We start from the raw sequence: 22,837 nt of genomic DNA on the forward strand, positions 1-22,837 counted from the left end.
TGCATTCTTGGCCTGAACAACATAAAAATCCAACTTACTAATTATTAAGGTATGTTAAAAAATACTTATTGAGGAGATTTTGTAGAAATGTTTATTCAGTTAACTGCAATTGCATTTATTGCACTTGGCGTCATATTTAGTTGGTTTACTACAGGACACCCGAAGGGAAATGAGGCTTGGCAACTTCCTACGTTTAAAATTATCTACAACCTCTCCTACGGATATTTAGCTTCATACATTTTCTATTTTATCAACATATATCTCCCACAATGCACACGATTTACTGAAAGCACAGAAAATGTTGCATACGGAATATTTAAAATCATGTTTGGGGCAAAATCTCGAACTATTCAATTAAAAACGGAACAATCTGACATCCCACTAGAGCGCCTTATAAATGCATTCTTAGAAGGCTTAAAAAAAGATTATGAACAGCTCCTAATCTGGTGTGAAGACCGCAAAGTCCATGAAGCTATCATGCAAAGCTACTACCTTCTGTTATTTGCACGTAAATTTGACAAACACTCTGTTGAGGACTGGGAATACTTTGAAAGACTTATCAATGCCAACTATGAAATATTACTTGATAAACTCAATAAAATTGACACACCATTTTCTTTGCGCGTGTTGGGTATTATCAACGGCAAAGTCGCAACTGAATTTAAAGATAAACTGTAATAAGTTACTAAGCAGCTATCCCAAACTCCCACTTTTTCATTTTTACAGTTTATTAATATCAATTCCGCATTCATCAAGAGTTGGATAAACTCTCAAGCCCTTCTCAATGCACTGTGAAGGGCTTAATCGTATTACTGTATCCTTCTCACCATTGAATCCTTTTCGCCACTCAGAACGTACTATTTCGTCGTTTCCAACAGATTGGAAAATATCAATTAGCTGTTCAACAGAAACAGCATATAACTTTGATTCCTTAGTCTTATCCGACGAAATAAATACACCATCAAAGCCGCCATGATCGTTGATACTTGTTACAAAAACAAAGCTATGAATAAAAAGATTACATAGAAATCTATACCCCTTAGTTTCACAGTTTGTTCGTGAAAAATCATAATGTTCATCAAACTTATGATCATTTCGCCAAGTAACCTCATATCCCACAAACGGGTGTAGCTCTAAATGAACTCTTTTTTCTTCCATTTCATCTGACAATTTGTATGATTCAAATAGCTTTCGAATTGAGTAAAAACCTATAAGAATTGCTTGCTCAATTTCTACGAAAAGTTCGTCATCAATATCATTCAGATGCTGCCACTCAATAAAATGTTCAGCACTTTTTAATAACGGCTCTTTCCAATACCAACTTTCATGTATCATATAAACTCCTTACAGAATCACTCTAGCTTCCAACCACCTCACTAACAACAAAAAAGCCCCGCTTAGCGGGGCTTTTTTTGTATCTTCTACTTTTATCTTACTCAGGCTTTTTCAGCGCTGCATCTACTGCGTCAGAATCTAGTACGTCTATGCAGTCATTGAGGGAGCGTTCTAGCGAGTACCATGTGTGCTTAAGCTCTGGGTACTCTTCGCCGAGCTTTTCGTGCAGCATTCGTAAGGTGCTTGCTACATCGTACAACTGAGTGATGGGATCTACAGTAAGGAAAGTGTTGTTCTGTGCCATGAGGCAACTCCTGGTTGAATAAATATGTTGAATCTGCGCTATTGTTGAGTTCGCGCAAAAAAAAGATCGGGAGCTTCAACAGCTGTTCAACCAGACACAGCCAGAAGGCTTTCCCCTTACGGGTATTGTATAACCTTCGTACTCCCGACCAAATATTGGTAGATGTAAATTTGATGCGCTATTTCTGCCAGATACACGTATCCTAGGAATCCGTGAATCCATGCGATAGACGCAAAAAAACCACTTCTTACGGGAGCGGATGTCCGCTGGTTGATAATAAAAAATCTCAGGCGTGTTGAAGCACCTTGGGAGAATTATGTTGTTTTTTTAACCATCTGTCAAATGGGACGGAACTTTCCCTATGATTGCTATGCGACAAGCAAACTAATTGTTGTAAGTCGTAAACGTCAGTTGAGCCATTTCAGAAGCCACTTTTTTTAAACTTAGACTTCCTCCATACACACCAAACTGCTGACGCATATCTGGCACCTTATCACCCGGAAGCTGATCAATCCCAAACAAAAAAAGCTTGCAAATAAAATCTCATACAGTCATCTGTGGGAATAAAAAACGATTCCAAATCGTCGGAAGATAACGCCCCATCAATGGCTTTTGCAAACAAATCAGGTTCACGAAGTCTCATACAAGCTAACCCAATAAATACCACTTCATACCCAAAGGTTATGCTATTTCTTCCTGCCACCATAGCCGCTGCATAAGCATGAACTTTAAGCATCTCGCGAAAAGACAAATTCTTATTTTCTGCTAGTGGAACAAACCAATCCCCGTTCACATGGCTTTCGCAGGTTCTTAATAGATAGCCAGCAAAAGACTCTTGAACACTTGTAAGTCCATGATTCAATGCAACAGGCAAAGAGAAATACATATCATAAAATTTTTGCAAGTAAGCTGTGCCGTTTATTCCCTCTCCATACTCGCACTTCACAACCTCTCCAAGTTGCTCGAGATTTGTCACCAGCAAAAATTGAACATTAGGAACAGAAAAGAAATGTTTTATCTTTTCAAGCAAGGCTAACGCAAAAGTAGGCTTACAACGGTCTAGCTCATCAATAACGAAAATGAGCGGCTTACCTTCTTCACCTTCACCCTCGGGCTTCCCAAGCTGTTCACTTAACGTTGATAATGCCTCGGCAAAAGAATCAAATGCAGCCTTTTCTTGCTTTCGACTAAGGAGCTTTTCTTTCACGGCAGCTTCTAAGCTATCTATTGCACCATCAGCAGCCCCAGCTAAAGCTTCACCAATTTCATCAGCGCCCTCTTCTGTAAAAGCTTTTCGAGCAAGAGCCTTCAGTCCACCTTTCCCAGCTGCAACAATCACATTTGTAGCTTTCTCTACAAACTCTTTCCGCACTTCTTCAGCATCACCATTCAGTTCTTCAGCAAGCAAAAGAACTTCGCCAGCCAACGCCATAAAAGCATCATCCGTGTAGTCATTCTTAAATGCATCAAACTCAATTACCGGATACCCCTCATTGCGCATGTGCCCGCACCACATCTTGATGAATGTACTCTTACCACTTCCCCACGGAGCATCAAGTACACCTACAAGCGGGTCGTCAAAGCTTGCATAAAATTTTTCAAGTTGCTCACCGAATTTTGCGTAGCCAAAAATATCTTTCTCTAAGGTAAAACCTTCATCTGGCGCAATCACTGGCTCTGGTGGGAAAAGTCGCATACACATCTCCAAATAGTTTCACGTTATTTCAAACAGACCCTAACCATTTCAGAACATAGATATTTTGTACAGAAAAGTAGAACCTACAACACGGAAAAAAATAAAAGAATTCCCCCAACCTAATAGTTAGGGGAATTCTTTTATGCTATGTTTTCACCACTATCTTCTTACTCTGTACTCAGAAAAACAATGTTATCTAAGCTATCAAGCTGCCCACGGAGTTTATCATACTGTGCAGTCCAATAGTCTGTTTTAGCACTGAGCATATACATTAGGTTTTTGACTTCGCTATATGAGTCTGGGCTCATTACTAATTTATTATCTAGGTTCCTATCTGAATGAGCGGCATACCCCTTTGATTCCCGTATCAGGTTTACATAACGAGACTCTGGCCTACCTTGTCTCCATTCCTTTCTATTTTGCTCGTTCCTATAATCATAGGCTTCTTCAAAATTTGAATAATGCCTCTCAGAAGCTTCCTTAATAAACAACAGAATTAAAATAGGATGAAAAAAATCTTTCACCATAGTCCTTGATACGTAATGAGTAGTATCTCGGCGAACTCTTTGGTTTATCCAAGACAGACTTCGTTCATTTAATGGTAAAACATCATCACTAGTCACATCATTAGGAGTGGCCAACAAGACAGGAACTTTTAAAAAAGCTTTCTCGACATCTCGAGGTGCCATGGTAAAACTCATTGCCAGTTCTGTTGCTAATGCAGCAACACGACTAGCCCTAGTCTCATCACCAAGGCTCGGCACTAACTGCTCACTCAACAAAAGAATAAACTCTTCATGCTCTGGAGCTTTAATTTGATAATCAACATCCACAAATCGTTTTAAATAGCCCTCTGCATTAAATCCTTCACCGTACCGGACTTTAACCATAGAGCCGAGCTTCTTGCGATCAACAGAAAGCACAAACACAATCCCTTCTACATCAAAGAAGTGCTTTACGCTTTCAAGAAGTCTAATCGCATATTCTGGATCACAACGATCAAGTTCATCTACGAAGAAATAAAGTGGATCACTATTAGGAGCTTTTGTTGCCTCTTTTACAAACGCTTTTAGAGCATTTTTAAACTTGATCATTCGCGTTTTAACATCACTATGCTCTTGAGAAACATATTTCTTTACTGCTTCAGCAAAGTCACCACCTTTAGCCAATGCAGCCCCGCCAATAGCAGCTGTAGGGTCAACAGTAGAATAAAGCTTCAGTGCCTTTTCTCCAATGCGAAGCAAAAAAGGTAAGTGGTTCAAACATGCATCGACTGCCTTTGAGCAGTTGGATGAATCTTTCTTCTGTGAAGCTAGATAACTCCCAATCTCACCCATCACCGCCAATAATGGCTCTTTATGAAAGTCATGTTTCCAAGCATCAAACATAATGCAAGGATGCCTTCCGCCCTTTTCACTCTCCAGATGCGCTTTCCACATCTTTACAAATGAGCTCTTACCACTCCCCCACGGAGCACTAACAGTCATCACCATTGGCGTATCTGTGCCTTCCATCAACGTAGTTAAATTACGGATAGACTTCTCACGACCAAGCTTATCGTTTTCAAAAGGCGCTTCAGGTGTAGCTACAAACTTAGGTGGACGACGAAACATAAGCCCTTCTTATTTTATATTTATTCTACATCCCGACTTGGTCGGAATTATCACAAATTCAATGGGAGAACCTTTAGGCCACCAAAGCAATCCTTTATTTGCATGAGAAATATAAAATGGAAAAATTGAATGACGTATAACAGGAGAACTTCCCCAAAAACTTTGGGTCAAATTACATTTTATTTGTTTGTTTAGTTCATGCAAATATACATCGATCGTTTGGGGAGGCCTTCTATAAGTTACCTTCAAGTAGTCACGATACTGATCAGACTTTATTCCATAGTGAGCAACTATCGCGGTATTCTTTTTATTTTTCCAAGCAAGACCAAAAAACATTTAAACTCCAAAAAAAAATCCAAAACCATTTCTCTACAACCGTTGAGGAAGTGATAGTTTTAGCTAGCAAATTTTAATTCTTCGCCTACTCTTTTGCTTACTTCAAGGGCAGGATCGAACATCCCTGTATAACGGTAATACTGATAGTATTCGCTACTTTGTTTTAGGCTCGTATACTCTTTACAATCCCAAGGGGTGGTAGAATCATTTTCGGTATATTTAAGTACACAATCTAAAGAACCCAAGGCTTCTAAAATTAAGCCACGCAACTCAATAGGTAACATGGAAGCATGTGACGCTCGAACACTTGCCAAGCGTTCCAGTTTTTCCAAAGCTGCTTTTAGATCTTTATTTGTTTTCACCATCTCAAGTTGAATACGCAGGATCTTCCCAGCCTCGTTTCCAAAATTCTGAAACTGCGTTTCTGTAGTAGCATGCAGAATATCTTCATTCTTAACGCTGTCGAGTAATGCCATCATCTCTGGATAGCTAAAAACTCTGTCTCCCCCCAGCCAGATCCACACTAAGTAATCCACCTGAAACAACAGCTCATCAGCCATACGCCGCACTTCTGTTTTCTTACTACGCTGCTCAAGCGCCATGTCTACTAACAGAATAGTAACGGCAACACCGGCAAACTCCGTTACAAGGCCAGCAATGTAATCTAAATACGAATTTTCCAAGCAGTAATGATCTACCAAGGCCAGTGCCAGAGCAATCCCGCCAACAGCAAACGCTGCCTGTACGTGGAACCTTTTCCATAGAGGCTGCTGCCCTCCTTTGCACCCAACCCTATCTGGCTGACGACACCAAATTCCTTTTATGCGATCAAACAACATGCTGCCTCCCATTAATTGCACGGTGAAACCTCATAGCACCGCAGGAAACAGATGTTAAGCTATTCTAAATAGATGAGTGAATTGGTCGGAAATAAAAAACTCCCCCAACCTCATCAAGAGATCGGGGGAAGGATATAGTAATGTTAGCTTAAAGCTTCAATGCGTCTACGCCAGATAACTTTCGTATCAAAAGCGATATCTCTTTCTCTAAATCACATATCTGTTTTAAAGCCTCGTCATAGAGTTGGCATCCATAAAAAGCCCCATCATCAACATCTCTATCAAGCTCTTTTGAATCTTCAACATACTTTCGAGCACTATTAACCACTTCAGCTGGTAACACCTCTGCAAACACAAAAAGCACACCATTAAGTCTATCATTCAGCTTAACAACAGGACTCCAATCTGCAACGTCCTCTGGCTTTTCCATTTCGGGTTCTTGGTCATCCTGCGATTGAACACCACTCAAATATTCTTGATACTCTTCTACTTCAAGCTGCTGCTCATAGATTTTATGAACTTGAACTAGCTCTTTCTTAAGCCCAAGCAGCAGATCCTTATTCGCTTCCCAAGCCCTAACTCGCCGCGCTTCACGTAGTGCCTCGATATTAAGCCCAACAGCTACAGCCGTTAGCAAAACAAGCATCATATTCGAAACAGAATCGCCCTTGTCCGCCCAAGCTAAGCCCAAAAATGTTCCTCCAATTAATAGGAAGAGCCACTTCGCAATTTTTCTATAGTGATTGAGTACAAAGCTATAAACTTCCTCTTTTTTCACATCCACTCCCTTGAGTGATGTGAAAAAAGAATTAATGAAAATTGTAAGTTAGTCTTCACACCACTTGAATTCCCTTTACACGATTGCTAAACAAATTGAAACGTTAGGAAACGGGGAGAGATGCTTTATGGCGTGTTGTAAGGGAGAGGAATATGGAAATTGGTGTGAGGACGTAAATATCGTCTGGACAGACCCAGAAACAGGAGAAGAATACTGCTTATTTCATGCTCCGGCAGAGCATAAGTGGATGAATGAGCACATAATTGAACGCTACGTTGATTACAAAATCAAGACTCAAGATGGTTGTGTTAACTTAGAAGGATCAATTTTTACAGCTTCCCTAAAACTTAAAGAAAAAATTTTCAAAACCATACAACTTTCCTATTCAACATTTCACGGATCTGTTGCTTTCTCCAATTGCCAATTTTCTGAAAACTTAATCTTCAATAAAATTTCAACAAGCCTCGGTTTTAAAATCCTTAACTGCACATTTTCAAACTCACTTTACTTCACTAACTGTACATTAGCACTCGGGACGCTACTGGGCTATAACGACCTCACGCAAGATATAGAATTTATAGACAGCGACCTTGGCACTGGGGTACTTGCTTATATTGAACAAGATTTTAAAAACCTTACATTTGCTATGGAAGACTTCTCCTTCCCTACAATCTCTATCATCAGTAAAGAAATAAAATATCACGTCGAAAGTATATACTTTATTCTGGATTCCCCAAACAAAGATGCTGAATTAACGCTATCAAATTTAGCAATTGACCAACTATCTTTCGCCTATAGCATAAATGCTCCAATACACATCCAAGGCTGCGACATCAACTCACTTGATACACTAGAAATATATATTGATGCTCCTGCATTATTTGACGCCTGTTCATTTAATCACTTAAGCTTCACCGCCTACCACCTCAAACGACTTGAATTTATAAACTGTTCTTTCCCTCAAAAGCAAAAACGCAGTGTTATCTCGGACAGCACTGCTCTAAACTTGCGTACAATTACCAAAAAAGAAAAATTTAAAGAACGTGAAGACTTATACCGAAGGCTAAAAAAACGCGCTCAAGACGATGAGGCACGACTTCTTGCATCAGACTGGCACTACTGGGAAAAATACTTTTGTGAAAAAAAGCTATTCACGGAAGGAACCGCTATAGAATGGCTTATATTGCGACTATACAGACTGCTTAGTGACTACGGTGAGAGCGTTGGAAAAGCTTCATGCTGGCTACTTATTTTCATTCTTACGCCGCTACTTTTTTCTTATTTATCCCAGCTACCTCTGCCTGCCTCGGGAATAGAAGTGGCTAGTATTGCTAAACAGGGGCTAGATTACATCCCTCTTGCCACCAGAACTCCTGTGTCTGGAAGCTGGCCACGTTTCCTTCAACTCTTCTGGCAAGCCCTAATAACCTTCCAAGCCACCCTGCTTGGTTTTGCGTTACGTAACAGGTATCGCCGCTAGCAATTCACCAGACGGATCTACAAATACAAAGTCCCTCCTCAACAGTCGTTGGGGAGGGACTCTTTTTAACTACTCTTCCTTTTTAGGATGGAACAACCAACAAACAACTCGCTTACCGCTTCTTCTGCTTTTCACCGGAATATTGTTTTCAATATAAGCAGGATCTTTTGACTCTTTAAGATATGTTCGCAACAAATTGATCGGGGGGTCTCCCAGTCCATTAGCTCTGCACTTGTCCCTGAACTGGCTCAAGCTAATGGCTATTCGATCTGGATTAGGCGAAACATCAATATTCTCCAATCCAATCTTTTCTACTCTATCCCAAAAAAACTGAACGCTCCAATGCTCAGGCCAATGCCCTTCAGACCTTCCATGAACAACATCTACCCAGTGCAGCATATCCATCACATTTTGTGGTGCCAACAGGTAACCATCCGTATACACCTTCCACTCTTTCGCAATTCTTTCCAACAGCATTTTGTCCACGGTATCGACTGTTTTTACCTGATTCATGTTCATCTCCTTTTTTCACTTTTTCTCGACCTGCCGCGGAAAAGTGTGAGGGAGTGAGGTCTATAGCTTTAAAAACATAACAATCTGTTTTTATTAACATTAACACCTCACAACAAAGTGTGAGATATTGAATGACAAATGTATTAATTCAATAAAATCAGTATATTAATTTTTTGAAATCTCACACTTTTCTCTATGAAAATTGTGTGAGATTCATACAAGTTCTCACATTTTTCTCACTCTTTTTTTAAGAATTTAAATTAATATTATTAGGTAATTATATACATTTCTTTTAAAACCTCACCGATCTCACACTTTTCCGCTTTCAACAGAAGAGGACGTAGTCCTTATTCCTAACGCGCACGCACATATGCGTGTATATACAACTATTTGAAATAGTTACATTCAAACACCCAGCATCTGATTGTTTTGCTCAAATGGGGGCTATAGATTGATTCTGATTTAGATAAAAACTTATGCTTTCTTGAATTCTGAAGAAGCTTTTTCAGCGCCTTCATATCCGGCAATTCCTGTCCGTTAGAAACACAAAGATCGCGATACTGGTTAAGGTTAATAGCAATACGTGTTGGTTCGTTGCTATGGTTCAACCAGCCATCCTTTGCACTCGTTGATCTTTCCTCATTCAGGTACTGATAGGTTTCCCAGAACTGAGCGACTAGCGGATGATCTGCAGCAAGGCGGTCTTCCCTGTCTGTTGCTCGTTCATAAAGATACTGGGTAAGCTTCTGGCAGCGTTCCTGCGTCATGGCGGGGAAGAGTTCTGCCAGTGCGTAGCCGCAGGCAGCAATTTGCGCATGGTTCTTAACCACACGCTCTAACTTTAGGTCTGTTGATGTGTATTGTTGTTCTAGGCGGGCGAAGGCTTCAAAATAAGTCTTCAAAATCTTCTGTTCGTTCTGCAGGGCGGCACGCAAAAAACCGCCGACTGTGTCGGAGGTCTGTCTCTCAAACCATCGGGCTAAATCTCTTGTTCCTGCCTTATGGTGTCGCTTATCCACATGGCAGTGCACTATGCGCTGCAGCAGCGCCTCGCTGCCGTCCACTTCTGCGTTCTGGCTTATTACTAACGATGCTTGAAACTGGTGCTCTTCAACATCGTTACCACGCTTTGCTATGCCAAGCGTACCGGTACTACGACCGTTGTAGAATGCTTTGAGCTCGTCCCAGTTCAGCTGCCGTGCTTTTGCGTCCCTATCGCCGCCGTCGCGGTCTGATTCAATAAGAACAACAGGAAGGTTGGATAACTGGTTAAACGCACGCCTGCGTCCCGCCATCGAAGCTTTCATAATGTCAAAGCCTTCGTAGTCGTCGCGCCCCACAAGCTTCCAACAAAACTCAAGTGCGGTAGATTTACCTGCACCAGGCTCGCCGGTGAATTCTAAAAAAGGAAAGGTCTTCTGCTCCGCGCGGATCTGCTGCGCGAAAAGAGTGCCGAGCCAGTACGCAAGCAAGGCCAGTCCCTGCCAGTTAAACACCTTTACGTAGTTCTCCAGCCAATCCGGAGAAAAGCTGCCACTGGTATTTACACTTACACCGGAGAGACTTGTTTTAATGCCCTGCTTACCAAGCTGAAAATAACCATGATCGTTAAGCGGTATTTCTTTACCGTTGCTGTAGGCGTGGTTCTGGTACACGTATGCCCCCAACTGTTTATGGTAGCCCACAAACGGTATGGAGGAGACAGTAAGCATATCATCATCCAGCCAGCGCTCACACAAAATCTTAAGGCAACGGGAGTCACCATAAAAGGTGCCGCCGTTGGTTTTGCTGAGTAATGTTTTATGGAAGGCATCGGGGCTGGAAATACTCGTCCCTTCAAGGGAGATTATCTTTTCTTTAGAGCCGTTGCCGTAGCGCACTTTGAACACATAAAACTGTTCATCCATCACCTCATCGTATTCCATGTACAAAAACTCAGGCACAACGCTACAGGCTTTATCCACATCACAAAAACTGTAGAACAAGTCTTTACCTCTGGGTGAAAGCAACGCCAGTTCAAACAGTGCTATGTCGTCTTTATTTTCGTCGCCGTCGTCTTCGGTGTTGGCCGCAATGGCGTAAAGTTCTTTGTCCAGTTTGGCATCAACCTTAATGCTAAACAGCATGTTGTCGAAATCCAAAATGAACCGCCGGCTGCGTTTCCGTGCATAATAGTGGTACGCCTTTTCGTTCACCGTTTCAGACAAAAACAATCTGCCATTGTACAGGCAGTAGTCTATAAACCGTTTTGTTATCTTCCCAGCGCGGTAAAGATCATCCCAATCCTGCCCTTCCGGAAGCAGCAACACCTCGCACTTTTCGCCCATTGCGTGCAGCTTTTTCATGTGCGCTTTGGCGTATTTTTTTCCAGCCTTGTCCCCATCCAGGGCAATCGTCCAACGAATGCGTTTTCCCTTGTGCTGTTCAATAAAAGCATCAGGAAAATTAACACAGGAAAGTGCAGCTGCAGCCTTAATATCTTTATGATGCAAAGCAATGGCGTGGAAAATTCCTTCCACAACCATGCAGCGCTCGCCTTCTTCAAGCGTAAAATCTGGATGCGTCCACACCTGCCCTTTGTAGGACCCTTGGAAGCGCGCTTTTTTCACGCCCTCATCTGGGTCGATTAATCGCTGCCAGTAAGTGCGTTTTGCCTCGTCCAAATAGAAGCGAATCGTAGAATACATCCGTCCGTTCGATCTATCCTGAAATGCCTCCTGCTCATACCAGCCACGAATCTTGGAAAGATCAAACCCGCGCTGCAGCCCTAGGTAGGCATCCGCAGTACGGTTAGGTTCTTCTTCTGTTGGTTTATATTTCTTAGCAAAGTCAGCAAACAGATCCGGAAGCAGCTCAATGGTGTTTTCTTCCCACCCGCATCTATTTTCTCGGCTGCATTTTAAAATCCAAGGCTTTTCCATGCTAGTAAACAGTTCATTCTTTCCACATTCAGGACAAGGGCCGCCACGCAGGTAGCCGCCCTTAATCTGAAGGTTAAACCGAGCATCAGCCAGTAAGGCGCGGACAATAACATCCGCGCTTACATTGTATTTTTGAGTAGGAGGTACACCCGTCATAAGCTTTACGGCTCCGTTTTCAGCTTTCGCTCGAGCTCACGCAAATCTGCGATCATATCTAGCGAGGTGTTCACCACATCGTTCAATTCTCCGATAATGCGACGCAGCTCTTTCGGCTCCAGCACGCCGTCTGCAACTGCGATCTGTGCTTCTTGTCCAACGTCACTTGTTTCTCCAAAAAGTTTACCAATTCTAAAAACTAGGCTCTGGCAATCTACATCACCATGCTTATGCTCCATGCCGTACTGCATAGCCTGAACCTGCAACCAGTTGATGATCACCATATTGCCAACTGTGCTGCAAAACTTTGGCAAATCTTCATAAGTAGGAAAGTAACGTTCCAGGCTAAACACACGCTTTGTGTGAGACTCTGCCCAGCCCATTGCTTTTGAAAGTTTCTGCCAAGTCATTCCGGAGCGCTCGAGCGCAAGCTTAAATGCGTCCTCCGGTCCAATGTTATGCAGTGCGTAGTTGTTATCTCTAACCATAGAGCCGTCTGGGTAAGTAGCGTTCATAATATTTCTCCTAAGAGTAAGACATAAAACTGTGTGAAAAATGTGAAAGAACCTAGACTAAGCCCGTAGTTAGGACTTGCCGGACATAATGCGGGCATCTGCTTTGCGCATGGCTTCAGCCATTGTTTTGCGGGTAATGCCGTATTCTTCGCAAAGCACGTTAAGCAGTGTGCGAAGACGCAATATCTTTATGGCCTGCGAAACCCGATGCATCCCAAACTTGTTAGGAGTGCGTCGCTGATAGCGGAAATGGCGAATATCCATCCGCATGTAACGGGCCACATTTGAGAAAGTTCTAAACCTTGCCTTAAGCCGCTCAATGTTTTTTTCATAAGCTAGTGTTTTCATGCGGCTTAAGTTAGGGATTTTTTCCCGTTTTAGTCAAGGGACTTTTTTATACTTTTCTTAGGGAAAAAATTCCCATACAAAGAAGGAATGAAGAATAGCATGGCTTTTGAGAAGAAATTTGTGGATGTGGTATGTGAAAAAATAGATGAAATAGGTATTTCACATAACGAATTTGGCAGACGCGCATTCGGTCCACCAGATGGAGGGAGACTATGGAGGAGTGTTCGTGGAGTGGAAGGAAAGAAGAAACCCCGAAAGATTGCAATCCATGAAGCTTACCAAATAGCGCAAGTCCTGGGCACAGATCTGCCCACCCTGCTCTGGCACGTCGAAAAAGAATTTAACCAGAAATAGAAAAAGCTCGAACCATTACGGTTCGAGCTTTTTCTTTATTATCGTGTTTACTACCGGCGCTTCTCTTGTGCTAAAGAAGCTGCTTCCTGCTGTTCAATTGCTGTTAAAGCAACCTCCAACCGTTCGCATTGATCAAACAAAATATCCCCCATGCCTAGCGGTGCATTGGTTGCGCAAAAACGCACTGCCGAGATAGCTTTATAAATCTCACTGATTGCATCGAGTTCTTTCATGCATGTCCCCGCCAAAATATGTTTTTTTTGTTCTACGCTCATTCTACGCCGATACTCTGCGGCTTTACGCGCGTCAACCAAAGATATTGAAACGTCTAGGGAGTTCCATTTCACTCGTGAAATAGGCTTAACGGGATTTTCTCCCTAAAACCCTATTGACATATAGGGATCGAATCCCTACTCTACACTCAAGTAAGACATAAACAAAACAATCTGTGCCAACTCCTAAACAAGCCCCGCTGATGGAAGATAGGCGGGGCTTACTCTTATCCACACAAATAGACTAAGGAGACGCAAATGCATGCACACTCAACTCCACAAAGTTCGCCGGAATACAGCATCCAACTCTTAAAGCTCTCTCAGGTTCAAGAAATTCTCCCAGTCAGCAAGACAACACTTTGGCGTTATGTAAAAGCAGGAAAATTTCCAGAACCCAGAAAACTAGGACGCAGCGCTTTCTGGGTAAAAGAAGAAGTAGAAAACGCAGTTCGCCAACTGGTAACGTAACGCCAAGAAACACATTGCCTGCACAAAAACAAAAAGCCTGTATGATCTTCCATACAGGCTTTTTTTGAGCCGAAAAACTCCCTGTGCCACCATGCAATTTCATTACAACCCGCCCCGTTTGGGGGCACATTTTGGGGGCACATCTTACAACTCCAAACTTTAAAATATAAAAATCAACATGTTAACCCTACAGTTCGATGGACGCCGCCTCCACCATGAGGTACTTTTAAAGGGTTTCAGTAGATTTCAAAATCTTCTGAAACCCTTTTTTTATTGCCCAGTTCCTTTCAATACATTTCATTCGCTAAGTTCACTAACAATTCCATGATACCATTATCTGGAAATATTCACTGACCTCGCGTCAAGCTTGTGGACACACTACTAAGCCATCCCCCTCATGAAGCCTTTCTTCACCTCGCGACACAACCTCTCAGCATCCAAAAAAACAAAGCGGCGCGCGCTCTTCTTACTAATAAAGCAAAGATCATTCAGATTATCTGATGATGTGATATGATACTGCGAGATTGTCTATCCAACAGGTGCAACAATCTCAGGTAACTCGATATTTTTCACCCAAACCCTACGAGAACCTATGTCACAGTCATCCGCATCCACAGCAATATCCCCCATTCTAGTAACCCCTTATGCGGGCACTGACGTCCCCTCCGGCTCCGGTGGAAAAGTCATCAATTTGCAGAGACTTGCTCGTGATGGCTTTACCGTACCACCCACCCTCTTTTTACCCCCTGCGGCCTATACGTACTTTGTGGAACAGCACAAGCTGACAGACCAGATACACGCACTGGCAAAAGCAGATATAAGAATCCTACGTTGGGAAGAAATTTGGGATGCATCACTGGCCTTACGTAACAGCTTTCTGCGTCACCCTATGCCCACAGACATTGCTAAGCCACTTTTAACAGCTGTACACCATCACCTTGGATTAGCGCCGCTAGCCGTCCGCTCTTGCGCTTTGCATGAAGACTCAGGTTTCTCTCACGCCGGAGTTCATGACTCCGTACTGGATGTTTCCGGCGACGAGGCTATATTAAAAGCCGTACAGCAGGTCTGGGCATCTCTCTGGACAGATCGTGCAGTGCTGTATAGGCAGGAAATGGGACTTAATGCCAAAAGCTCTGCCATGGGGATTATTCTGCAAGCCATGATACCGGGACATACCTCCGGTGTGCTTTTCACCAGAGATCCAACAGACGAATCACGTATGACGATAGAGGCCGTGCACGGGCCGGCCAGCGAAGTGGTGGATGACAGCAGGGATACAGAAAGGCTATTTCTTGGTAGAGACAACGGAAAACAGCTGCTGCGCAAAAGACAAGAGGGAAACGAAGTAAAGGTAGTTCTTTCTGATTACTTGATTGATGAACTCTACCACCTCGGGTCCCGTTTAGAGCAATTTTTTGGTAGTCCGCAGGACATTGAATGGACTGCCACGGATCAGGGCATTACCGTGCTGCAATCCCGTCCCATCACTACATTTGCAGAATCAGACGCTCACGGCTGGGATGCTGATGACAAACGTCCATGGTACCTTAGTCTCACCAGAAGCCACAAAAATTTGGAAGACCTTCGCGAGCACATAGAAAGTGAAATCCTCCCTGGCATGACAGAAGATAGCGATGCCATGAAAAATATCGACTTGAATGTCCTGTCCTGCGAGGAGTTGGAAAAAGAGCTTGCCCGCCGCAACGACCTGTTGACCCATTGGCGGGATGTCTACTGGCATAAGCTCATCCCATTTGCTCACACAGTGCGACAGTTTGGCATGCTCTACAACGACACAATCGCCCCCGAAGATCCCTTTGAGTTCACTACGCTACTTTCAGGGCAACACCTCTTGGCGTTGGACAGAAACGCCATGATTGAAGAGCTTGCCCTGTTAGTCAAAAAGGACGACCAATTGGCAGAAAATCTTCGGAACAACATATTACCGGAAAAGGGATGCTACTCAACTCTGCTCAATGAGTTTATGGAACGGTTTGGTGACCTGTCATGCAACACATCATGGTGCAACGAAGGCCCGTGGGGAATTATACGTCTGACCTTAAAGGACACGCCGGATTCTCCGCACCCTGCGCCACTACAACGGGCAAAAACACTGGAATATGCATTTTTAGATGCAGTTCCGTCAAAAAAGCGAGATTTTGCCACCTCCGTATTGAACCTTGCCCGCGTGGGGTACCGCCTGCGTGATGATGACAACTTGTACCTTGGAAAAATTCAAGCTCGTTATAACGAAGCGTTAGAGCTTGCCAAAGCCTGTGGCATCCGCCCGAAAAACAACGACAAGCCGGAAGCCAAGCAACACACACCGAAAGGTCTTTCATGGAATGGGCAGGATAGCACTGAAAGTCATAAACAACGCTTCAACGGATGGGCTGCGGCCATGGGAATTGCGTTTGGCCAAGCACGGGTGGTAAGCACTCCGGAAGACCTGTTTACCTTTCAAAAAGGGGAAGTTTTAATATGCAACGCACTGGACCCTAACATGACCTTTGTAGTTCCTATGGCAGCTGCCATAGTAGAACGACGGGGTGGCATGCTGGTGCATGGAGCCATTATTGCCCGAGAATATGGTATTCCATGTGTCACAGGTATTCCAGACGTCACCTCACACATCCAGACTGGTGATCAACTGATGGTGGATGGTTTTCGCGGACTGGTAATCATAGAAGAGACAAAAGACGACGAAAAGAAAATTAGCACTGCGAAGAATGTACTCGGTGGATCGCTTGCGACATGCTGCATGCGACCTATGACAGGCTTCTTCCGTCGTGGCTCCTGCGATACCGAACCGCAGGACAGTGGTTGCCACGCAGTCTGCTCCATTGTTACGCAGGAGTTTCTTGAATTCTCCCTCTCACAAGGGAATGATCTTATCAGTCCGTCACGAGATATGGACTTTCCCGGCCTTGTGCCGGGTGACCGCTGGTGTTTATGTGCTCTGCGCTGGGAAGAAGCACGCAAAGCCAATGTGGCTCCACCTGTTATCCTTGAAGCCACACATGAGGAAGCACTACGCTACATCCGACTGAAAGACCTGAAAGCACATGAGGCCAAACAAGAAGAAAAATGATCTACAAAAAACTCAAGAGCATCTAATGAAGCGACTTCTATGTCCACTTCATAATTCACGCCACTTTTCAATCATTGAAAAAGCTTCTTCCTGCCTGTCATTCAATACTCAAGGCCTACGGACTGACAGCGGGCTTACGCACAATAGTGGTAATTATTTCACCGAGTCGAAAACCCCACTTGCGCATGGTACTTTTATTCACCACAACATCAGGTTCCATACGCCACAGCCAGTCCTCCACCTGTACGGTGAGTGATCTGTCACGCACAGGTACCATCAGTGCGTAGTCCATACGCAGGGCATTGCCGGATACTTCCAACGTCGCCAGACCCTCCACATCTGATGCGATGCCCTCAAAACGACCTTCACCCACACGGATAAACTCCCAACGTCGCTGAAGCACTTCACCGTCATCAAAAACAAATTCTTCTGTAAGCACGCCTTTCAAAACGCCTTCTTCTTCATGCCATTCACCACGCATAATAGCATTAAATGAACGACGCACCTTACCCCCACGTCCAAGAATCACACCATGGGCTCCCAATTCTCCAACAAAAAATTCTTCCAGCACAAAGGGGTGCCCCCCAGCGGCGTTGTCCTTGGCAGGGATATTTGAGCACCCCGCAAGCATCATGGCGCATAACGGTAAAAGAAGTTTACTCATCATCCTCTCCTGTTTCGACTTCCGGTTATGCGCCGCACCAGCGCGTGGTACACAGGGTAAGGCAAAATTCGCAACAGCTTGCAGGACCATGAAAAGATCGGCGGAAAATGAATCTCCATCTTTTTCTTTGCCAGCCCTTTCCAGATATACTCTGCTGCCCGCTCTGAACTTATGATAAACGGCATAGGGTAAGCATTCAAATCTGTAAGCGGTGTTTTTACGAATCCCGGGTTCACAGCGGTAACCGTCAGACCGTAGGTTTCCACATCAAACCTGAGACTCTGCAAAAAATTGTTCAGTCCGGATTTGGTTGCCCCGTACGCAGCGGCCAAAGGGAGGCCACGGTAAGAAGACAGGGAGCCAACTCCCACCAGATGCCCGCTACCGCGCTCCAACATATCCGGTAAGGCCACGAGCAACGTTGCCACACTTCCATAAAGATTCACCTCAAAAAGGTGACGACATTTTTCCAGTGTAATTTTACTGGCGGGCATATTAAGGTGCGTGCCGGCGTTGGCCATGACCAGATCAGGTACACCCATTATCTCACGAACGCGCTCATACGCCTGTTGAAGTTCCTCTTCATTGCTGACATCTGCCGGAACAAGTACGAGCTGATCTCCAGCATTAAGCCTGTTGGCCATGTCATAAAGTTTCTGCACATTGCGAGCAGTAATGGCCACACGTTTTCCACCTGCAAGACACCGTGACACTAAAGCCTCCCCAATACCGCTTGTGGCACCAGTCAGCCAAATTGTCTGCACATGCTGCATCGCCGCGCCCCTTAGTTCAGAATAGTAAAGACACTCTCCAATCTGTAGCATATTTTTTTGGTTTAAAAAAGGTTATGGTATCTTCATGCCTTCTACTGAACCCAATAGGCCAAGCTGGCCAGTACGCTTCTGGCGTCGCAAAGTACGTGAACCTATTATGCGTGAACTGACCCTTGGAACATCGCTGCCCAAGGTCACTCTGGCCTGCATACTTGGTCTTGTTTCCGCCTCATGGCCTCAGATTGCAACCAACCCCCTCATGGCACTACTGCTCGCGTGGCTATTTCGCTGCAATAAGGCCATCACCAGTGGCATAAGCATTGTGTTCAACCTTCTTCAGTACCTCTTGATGATACCTTTTCTACGGCTAGGGGAAACGCTGCTCGGCCTCCCCCATTTTGAAACTTCAGTACCAAAAATTATCACCATTGTTGTAACCGACCCAATCGGCTCGTTTTCAATTTTGGGGATACCGTTATTGCACGCTATTCTAGGCTGGATTGTGACATGGATTGTTGTGGGACCCGCCTGCTATTTTCTTACCAAACATCTTCTTAAACGCATGATGCAAAAAAATGCGTCACCTAAAATGCTCTAAGAAGCACTGAAACGTTTCCCCGAACAATATCCCTAACTTCCCATAAAATATTTACTGTAGTATGGTTAGGGCATGTCTCATCAAACCATCGAATACACTTCAGGTGCACTCCGTGTGGCCATTATTGGCGGCGGTATATCTGGCATTATCGCGGCGCATCTTATCTCACGGCATAACCATGTAACGTTTTTTGAGAAGGAACCTCAGCTTGGCGGACACACCTACACCGCCCGAGTACCTCTTTCAGAAGGTTCTGCGCCTGAAAGTGAATTACCTATCGATATGGGATTTATTGTTTTTAACGATCCCAATTACCCAACATTTACTGCATTTCTCAAAAACCTTGGGGTGAAAAAAGCCAAATCAAACATGTCCTTTGCGTTCCATGACCCCGAAACAGGGTTCATGTATGCGGGGACAGGCATACGTGGCATGCTCGCCCGTAAGCGCAACCTTTTCTCCCCTGTATTCTGGCGGATGCTCAAAGGCATTAACCGGTTCAGTGCTGAAGCAAAACACGATTTGCAAACCGGAGCATTGGCCGGAAAAACCATTGGAGAGTACTTAACAGAAAAAGGGTATGACAAATATTTTGAAGAGAACTACCTCCTCCCCATGACAGGAGCCATCTGGTCCGCTCCAGAAGGCGATACACATATGTTCCCCGCCGAAGCACTAGTACGTTTTTTTGAAAATCACATGCTACTTGATCATCGAAATCGCCCACAGTGGTATTTTGTGAAAGGCGGCAGTGACACCTACGTACGAGCGTTTAAGCAACAGTTCTCAGGAGAAGTACGCACCTCCTCTCCCGTGTCATCTGTCACCCGTCTTGAGGATGGTGTTCAGATCGTCACCGACAAAGGTATGGAAACATTTGATGCCGTTGTGCTGGCTACTCATGCGAATGTTTCCTTACGACTTCTTACAGACCCTAGCGAACAGGAAAGGACACTGCTTTCACCATGGCGGTATACAGACAACCGCGTAGTTCTGCACACAGACGCAAACTTTCTACCGCCACGCGTTGCCGCAAGAGCATCATGGAACTTTATCCGCGATCCTAAACGTACTCAGAACACCTCTGTAGGCGTGAGCTATCATATGAACCGGCTACAAAATATCACAGCAAATAAAGAGTATGTTGTAACGCTGAATCCAGTACGGGAGCCTGCGCCCAACACCCTGCTCAAAGATTTACAATTCGCTCATCCCCAATATTCGCTCAAGGCAATGGCAACTCAAGAAAAGTTTCTTACACTGAACGGAGTAAACAGAACATTCTTCTGCGGCGCATATCAAGGTTATGGTTTTCATGAAGATGGTGCGAAATCAGGTGCCCGTGTAGCAGAGCACTTTGGAGAGTCACTGTGAACAGTTGCCTCATTTCATGCAGGGTACGCCATAAGCGGTTTGCTCCAAAACAGCACTCGTTTGCCTACCCGCTATATACGTACATGCTCGACATTGACGAGTTACCAAAGCTCGACAACAAGCTCTCATTGTTCGGATACAACAACCTGCGCCTCGCCTCTTTTTACGACAAAGACTATCTCGAAAAAGGGGCAGAAGGGATACGAACAAAACTTACCTGCTTGCTCGCAGAACAAAATATGAAGCTGTTGCCTGAGGACACTGTCTATCTGGTGACCTCCGCTCGTTTTTTGAATTATGCCTTTAATCCTGTCTGCTTTTACTGGATTTTTCGCGAAGGGAATCTGCTTGGTTGCATGGCAGAGGTGAACAATACCTTTGGAGAAAAACACGTATACCCATTAGTTGGAACTGGAATTCCCCAAGATCTTACAAACGCAAAACAGTTTGACGGTCTAAGCGCTAACAGCAGCACCTTCTTTCCAGCCAAATACCGCAGCCCCAAGAAATTTCACGTCTCCCCTTTCATGGATCTCACGGGGGAGTACCATTTTTCCTTTGAAGATATCCGTAAACAACTGGATGTCACCGTCGGGCTCTTTCATGACGATAAAAAATTTTTTGAGGCCAACCTCACCGAAGAACGCCGCGTTCCGCTCAGTGATAAAGCACTGTTAACTACAGCGCTCAGTAGGCCGCTTACAGCGCACATCACAATTCCTAGAATATTATGGGAAGCGGGTAAAATTCATTTTGGCAAAGGCATACGTTATTACCCTAAGCAAGCCCCAGTAAGTACTATGACCATACGCCATAACACTCAGCCCAAACTTAAAGACCGCCTTGCTCAAAAGTTAGTGCTCAACTTTCTGAAACGGATGCAGCATGGACAGCTAATCTTAACCATGCCTGATGGCACAACCAAACACTTTGGTGAGCAGCATACGAACACAGCAGCCGATCTCACTATTCATTCAGATAAATTTTTCAGTATGTCCGCCTTCAATGGTAATATAGGGCTTGGTGAAGGCTATGCACAAGGATTGTGGGATTCCTCAGATCTAGTCAAACTGATTCGTTTCTTGCTTGAAAACCGTCAGGTGCATACACGCACCCGCAATCTGTTAACTAATACTCAGGCAAAACTTTTTGGGGCCATGCAACGGTATCGCCATCAAAAGGCACCAAAGAACGACAAAGCTGGCTCCAAAGAAAATATTACCGCACATTATGATCTTTCTAACGAGCTGTTTAAGCAATTTCTCGACCCCACCATGACGTATTCCAGCGCAGTGTTTCTTGATCCCTACGACGTCGCGGAAGATCTGGAAGCGGCGCAACTTCGCAAGAACAGAATATTGGCTGACAAAGCTAATATCGGTGTTGATGATCATGTGCTTGAAATGGGTTGCGGATGGGGCGGCTTTGCCGAGCAAACCGCGCGCGAAAGAGGCTGTCGCATCACAGGTATCACCCTTTCTCGCGACCAATACGACTATGCAACCAAACGTATTAAAGATGCCCAACTGGAGCATTTGGTAGATATCCGCCTACAAGATTATCGCAATATTTCAAAACAGTACGACAAGATCGTTTCTATTGAGATGCTTGAAGCAGTTGGTCACAATTTTCATAAAGAATACTTCTGCAAAATCGACAAGTTGCTTAAACCTTCCGGCGTGGCTGTCATTCAGACCATCACTATTCAGGATGCCCAGTACAATCACTACCGCTGGAGCGTAGACTGGATACGAAAGCACATCTTCCCCGGCGGAGAACTTCCTTCTCTTGCAAGAATCTGCGAGGTTACTTCAGACAGCACCACGCTTTCCGTTCAACAGGTGGACGCTATAGGGCTGCACTACGCCAACACTCTCAATCAATGGAGACAACGCTTTAACGCCTCATGGAAGTCCATTGCACCGCTAGGCTTTGACAATTACTTCCTACGCACATGGAATTACTATCTTGCTATCTGTGAGGCTGGCTTTCTCCAAGGGCATATTAATGACCTGCTTATTGTCCTCTCACGCCCCTCGTCGGAGTAACTGGTTTGACATAATAAACGAATAGCAACTAACGCACGTCGCCCATTAAACAGCATCTTACCTTTCTTTATTCATTGGGAGATAGTTGACACACACATCATTAGTAAATATTTACAGACAAAAATGGGAGACTGTTAATGCTTGGACGTCTATTATCTGGACCACTTTCAATTTTATATATTGGAGTAGGTCTTTGGGGATTTTTTTTTAGTTTCACAATACCTTTATGCACAAGTTGGAGCCGTTGGGGCATTCCTTGGTCTCTTCGTCTTTCCTGCAACTTACTCTATTGTGCCGATCTATGCTGGTATTGCTGATGGCTACTGGTTACCAGCTATTGTTTGCTACTCACCAATTG

General features: G+C 44.2%; 22 protein-coding genes. 8 read left to right on the plus strand and 14 right to left on the minus strand.

Annotated features, from left to right (window positions below; translation table 11 throughout):
- Positions 1-87 precede the first annotated feature (87 nt).
- Positions 88-678: a hypothetical protein gene (locus MKHDV_RS12810; RefSeq protein WP_160715901.1), complete on the plus strand. Its 591-nt coding sequence runs from the start codon at positions 88-90 to the stop codon at positions 676-678.
- A gap of 42 nt (positions 679-720) precedes the next feature.
- Here the strand turns inward: MKHDV_RS12810 and MKHDV_RS12815 are convergent, their stop codons facing one another.
- From MKHDV_RS12815 to MKHDV_RS12845, 7 genes are all read right to left on the minus strand, one after another.
- The gene (locus MKHDV_RS12815; RefSeq protein WP_160715903.1) at positions 721-1,335 is read right to left on the minus strand and encodes a hypothetical protein; all 615 of its coding nucleotides are present in this window, start codon (positions 1,333-1,335) and stop codon (positions 721-723) included.
- Positions 1,336-1,432: 97 nt separating this feature from the next.
- On the minus strand, positions 1,433-1,639 hold the full coding sequence (locus MKHDV_RS12820) for a hypothetical protein (RefSeq protein ID WP_160715905.1): 207 nt from the start codon (positions 1,637-1,639) through the stop codon (positions 1,433-1,435).
- 508 nt (positions 1,640-2,147) lie between these two features.
- Complete coding sequence (locus MKHDV_RS12825) at positions 2,148-3,311, minus strand: P-loop NTPase fold protein (RefSeq protein WP_160715907.1); 1,164 nt, start codon at positions 3,309-3,311, stop codon at positions 2,148-2,150.
- A 191-nt stretch (positions 3,312-3,502) separates the two neighbouring features.
- Positions 3,503-4,948, minus strand: a complete 1,446-nt coding sequence (locus MKHDV_RS12830; protein ID WP_160715909.1) for a P-loop NTPase fold protein — start codon at positions 4,946-4,948, stop codon at positions 3,503-3,505.
- A gap of 9 nt (positions 4,949-4,957) precedes the next feature.
- Positions 4,958-5,284 carry a hypothetical protein gene (locus MKHDV_RS12835; protein WP_160715911.1) on the minus strand — a complete coding sequence of 109 codons (327 nt, stop codon included), beginning with the start codon at positions 5,282-5,284 and terminating at the stop codon, positions 4,958-4,960.
- Positions 5,285-5,343: 59 nt separating this feature from the next.
- Positions 5,344-6,123 carry a hypothetical protein gene (locus MKHDV_RS12840; protein ID WP_160715913.1) on the minus strand — a complete coding sequence of 260 codons (780 nt, stop codon included), beginning with the start codon at positions 6,121-6,123 and terminating at the stop codon, positions 5,344-5,346.
- A 148-nt stretch (positions 6,124-6,271) separates the two neighbouring features.
- The gene (locus tag MKHDV_RS12845; protein WP_160715915.1) at positions 6,272-6,901 is read right to left on the minus strand and encodes a hypothetical protein; all 630 of its coding nucleotides are present in this window, start codon (positions 6,899-6,901) and stop codon (positions 6,272-6,274) included.
- 127 nt (positions 6,902-7,028) lie between these two features.
- Between MKHDV_RS12845 and MKHDV_RS12850 the strand changes: the two genes are divergently transcribed.
- Positions 7,029-8,381: a hypothetical protein gene (locus MKHDV_RS12850; RefSeq protein ID WP_160715917.1), complete on the plus strand. Its 1,353-nt coding sequence runs from the start codon at positions 7,029-7,031 to the stop codon at positions 8,379-8,381.
- A gap of 69 nt (positions 8,382-8,450) precedes the next feature.
- Here the strand turns inward: MKHDV_RS12850 and MKHDV_RS12855 are convergent, their stop codons facing one another.
- The 4 genes from MKHDV_RS12855 to MKHDV_RS12870 all read right to left on the minus strand — a co-directional run bounded on the left by MKHDV_RS12855 (position 8,451) and on the right by MKHDV_RS12870 (position 12,756).
- On the minus strand, positions 8,451-8,894 hold the full coding sequence (locus MKHDV_RS12855; RefSeq protein ID WP_160715919.1) for a hypothetical protein: 444 nt from the start codon (positions 8,892-8,894) through the stop codon (positions 8,451-8,453).
- Positions 8,895-9,280: 386 nt separating this feature from the next.
- Complete coding sequence (locus tag MKHDV_RS12860; protein ID WP_160715921.1) at positions 9,281-11,971, minus strand: toprim domain-containing protein; 2,691 nt, start codon at positions 11,969-11,971, stop codon at positions 9,281-9,283.
- Positions 11,972-11,976: 5 nt separating this feature from the next.
- The gene (locus MKHDV_RS12865; protein WP_160715923.1) at positions 11,977-12,486 is read right to left on the minus strand and encodes a phage regulatory CII family protein; all 510 of its coding nucleotides are present in this window, start codon (positions 12,484-12,486) and stop codon (positions 11,977-11,979) included.
- Positions 12,487-12,555: 69 nt separating this feature from the next.
- Positions 12,556-12,756 (minus strand): hypothetical protein, encoded by a 201-nt coding sequence (locus MKHDV_RS12870; protein ID WP_216846925.1) that lies wholly within the window; start codon positions 12,754-12,756, stop codon positions 12,556-12,558.
- A 177-nt stretch (positions 12,757-12,933) separates the two neighbouring features.
- On the opposite strand from MKHDV_RS12870, the gene MKHDV_RS12875 reads away from it, so the two are divergent.
- Complete coding sequence (locus MKHDV_RS12875) at positions 12,934-13,188, plus strand: hypothetical protein (protein WP_216846926.1); 255 nt, start codon at positions 12,934-12,936, stop codon at positions 13,186-13,188.
- A 50-nt stretch (positions 13,189-13,238) separates the two neighbouring features.
- On the opposite strand, the gene MKHDV_RS12880 is transcribed toward MKHDV_RS12875, so the two are convergent.
- Entirely contained in the window at positions 13,239-13,421 is a 183-nt protein-coding gene (locus MKHDV_RS12880; RefSeq protein ID WP_160715929.1) for a hypothetical protein, read from the minus strand.
- A gap of 297 nt (positions 13,422-13,718) precedes the next feature.
- Between MKHDV_RS12880 and MKHDV_RS12885 the strand changes: the two genes are divergently transcribed.
- Both MKHDV_RS12885 and MKHDV_RS12890 read left to right on the plus strand, forming a co-directional pair.
- Entirely contained in the window at positions 13,719-13,928 is a 210-nt protein-coding gene (locus MKHDV_RS12885; protein WP_160715931.1) for an AlpA family transcriptional regulator, read from the plus strand.
- A gap of 592 nt (positions 13,929-14,520) precedes the next feature.
- Complete coding sequence (locus MKHDV_RS12890) at positions 14,521-17,022, plus strand: DUF2237 family protein (RefSeq protein WP_160715933.1); 2,502 nt, start codon at positions 14,521-14,523, stop codon at positions 17,020-17,022.
- Positions 17,023-17,137: 115 nt separating this feature from the next.
- Here MKHDV_RS12890 and MKHDV_RS12895 read toward each other — a convergent pair whose 3' ends face one another.
- Positions 17,138-17,686, minus strand: coding sequence for a DUF3833 family protein (locus tag MKHDV_RS12895; RefSeq protein WP_160715935.1), 549 nt, complete (start codon positions 17,684-17,686; stop codon positions 17,138-17,140).
- Positions 17,686-18,510 carry an SDR family NAD(P)-dependent oxidoreductase gene (locus MKHDV_RS12900; protein ID WP_160715937.1) on the minus strand — a complete coding sequence of 275 codons (825 nt, stop codon included), beginning with the start codon at positions 18,508-18,510 and terminating at the stop codon, positions 17,686-17,688. The genes MKHDV_RS12895 and MKHDV_RS12900 overlap by 1 nt, the downstream gene beginning before the upstream one ends.
- Positions 18,511-18,544: 34 nt before the next feature.
- Here MKHDV_RS12900 and MKHDV_RS12905 point away from each other — a divergent pair, with 34 nt between their 5' ends.
- The 3 genes from MKHDV_RS12905 (at position 18,545) to MKHDV_RS12915 (ending at position 22,479) form a co-directional block, all read left to right on the plus strand.
- Positions 18,545-19,057 (plus strand): DUF2062 domain-containing protein, encoded by a 513-nt coding sequence (locus tag MKHDV_RS12905; protein ID WP_160715939.1) that lies wholly within the window; start codon positions 18,545-18,547, stop codon positions 19,055-19,057.
- Positions 19,058-19,129: 72 nt separating this feature from the next.
- Positions 19,130-20,431 carry an NAD(P)/FAD-dependent oxidoreductase gene (locus MKHDV_RS12910; protein WP_160715941.1) on the plus strand — a complete coding sequence of 434 codons (1,302 nt, stop codon included), beginning with the start codon at positions 19,130-19,132 and terminating at the stop codon, positions 20,429-20,431.
- Positions 20,428-22,479 (plus strand): DUF1365 family protein, encoded by a 2,052-nt coding sequence (locus MKHDV_RS12915; protein WP_160715943.1) that lies wholly within the window; start codon positions 20,428-20,430, stop codon positions 22,477-22,479. Before MKHDV_RS12910 ends, MKHDV_RS12915 begins: the two co-directional genes overlap by 4 nt.
- Positions 22,480-22,837 lie beyond the last annotated feature (358 nt).

It is taken from the genome of Halodesulfovibrio sp. MK-HDV (assembly GCF_009914765.1).
In the GTDB taxonomy this organism is placed as follows: Bacteria; Desulfobacterota; Desulfovibrionia; order Desulfovibrionales; family Desulfovibrionaceae; genus Halodesulfovibrio.

What these genes read in the sequence shown, in the direction of transcription:
- MKHDV_RS12910 (WP_160715941.1), top strand. Translation starts at nt 19,130, where the DNA reads ATGTCTCATCAAACCATCGAATACACTTCAGGTGCACTCCGTGTGGCC.
- MKHDV_RS12870 (WP_216846925.1), bottom strand. Translation starts at nt 12,756, where the DNA reads ATGCGGATGGATATTCGCCATTTCCGCTATCAGCGACGCACTCCTAAC.
- MKHDV_RS12900 (WP_160715937.1), bottom strand. Translation starts at nt 18,510, where the DNA reads ATGCTACAGATTGGAGAGTGTCTTTACTATTCTGAACTAAGGGGCGCG.
- MKHDV_RS12895 (WP_160715935.1), bottom strand. Translation starts at nt 17,686, where the DNA reads ATGAGTAAACTTCTTTTACCGTTATGCGCCATGATGCTTGCGGGGTGC.
- MKHDV_RS12875 (WP_216846926.1), top strand. Translation starts at nt 12,934, where the DNA reads ATGGCTTTTGAGAAGAAATTTGTGGATGTGGTATGTGAAAAAATAGAT.
- MKHDV_RS12850 (WP_160715917.1), top strand. Translation starts at nt 7,029, where the DNA reads ATGGCGTGTTGTAAGGGAGAGGAATATGGAAATTGGTGTGAGGACGTA.
- MKHDV_RS12860 (WP_160715921.1), bottom strand. Translation starts at nt 11,971, where the DNA reads ATGACGGGTGTACCTCCTACTCAAAAATACAATGTAAGCGCGGATGTT.
- MKHDV_RS12880 (WP_160715929.1), bottom strand. Translation starts at nt 13,421, where the DNA reads ATGAAAGAACTCGATGCAATCAGTGAGATTTATAAAGCTATCTCGGCA.
- MKHDV_RS12885 (WP_160715931.1), top strand. Translation starts at nt 13,719, where the DNA reads ATGCATGCACACTCAACTCCACAAAGTTCGCCGGAATACAGCATCCAA.
- MKHDV_RS12865 (WP_160715923.1), bottom strand. Translation starts at nt 12,486, where the DNA reads ATGAACGCTACTTACCCAGACGGCTCTATGGTTAGAGATAACAACTAC.
- MKHDV_RS12855 (WP_160715919.1), bottom strand. Translation starts at nt 8,894, where the DNA reads ATGAATCAGGTAAAAACAGTCGATACCGTGGACAAAATGCTGTTGGAA.
- MKHDV_RS12835 (WP_160715911.1), bottom strand. Translation starts at nt 5,284, where the DNA reads ATGTTTTTTGGTCTTGCTTGGAAAAATAAAAAGAATACCGCGATAGTT.
- MKHDV_RS12830 (WP_160715909.1), bottom strand. Translation starts at nt 4,948, where the DNA reads ATGTTTCGTCGTCCACCTAAGTTTGTAGCTACACCTGAAGCGCCTTTT.
- MKHDV_RS12810 (WP_160715901.1), top strand. Translation starts at nt 88, where the DNA reads ATGTTTATTCAGTTAACTGCAATTGCATTTATTGCACTTGGCGTCATA.
- MKHDV_RS12840 (WP_160715913.1), bottom strand. Translation starts at nt 6,123, where the DNA reads ATGTTGTTTGATCGCATAAAAGGAATTTGGTGTCGTCAGCCAGATAGG.
- MKHDV_RS12815 (WP_160715903.1), bottom strand. Translation starts at nt 1,335, where the DNA reads ATGATACATGAAAGTTGGTATTGGAAAGAGCCGTTATTAAAAAGTGCT.
- MKHDV_RS12905 (WP_160715939.1), top strand. Translation starts at nt 18,545, where the DNA reads ATGCCTTCTACTGAACCCAATAGGCCAAGCTGGCCAGTACGCTTCTGG.
- MKHDV_RS12890 (WP_160715933.1), top strand. Translation starts at nt 14,521, where the DNA reads ATGTCACAGTCATCCGCATCCACAGCAATATCCCCCATTCTAGTAACC.
- MKHDV_RS12820 (WP_160715905.1), bottom strand. Translation starts at nt 1,639, where the DNA reads ATGGCACAGAACAACACTTTCCTTACTGTAGATCCCATCACTCAGTTG.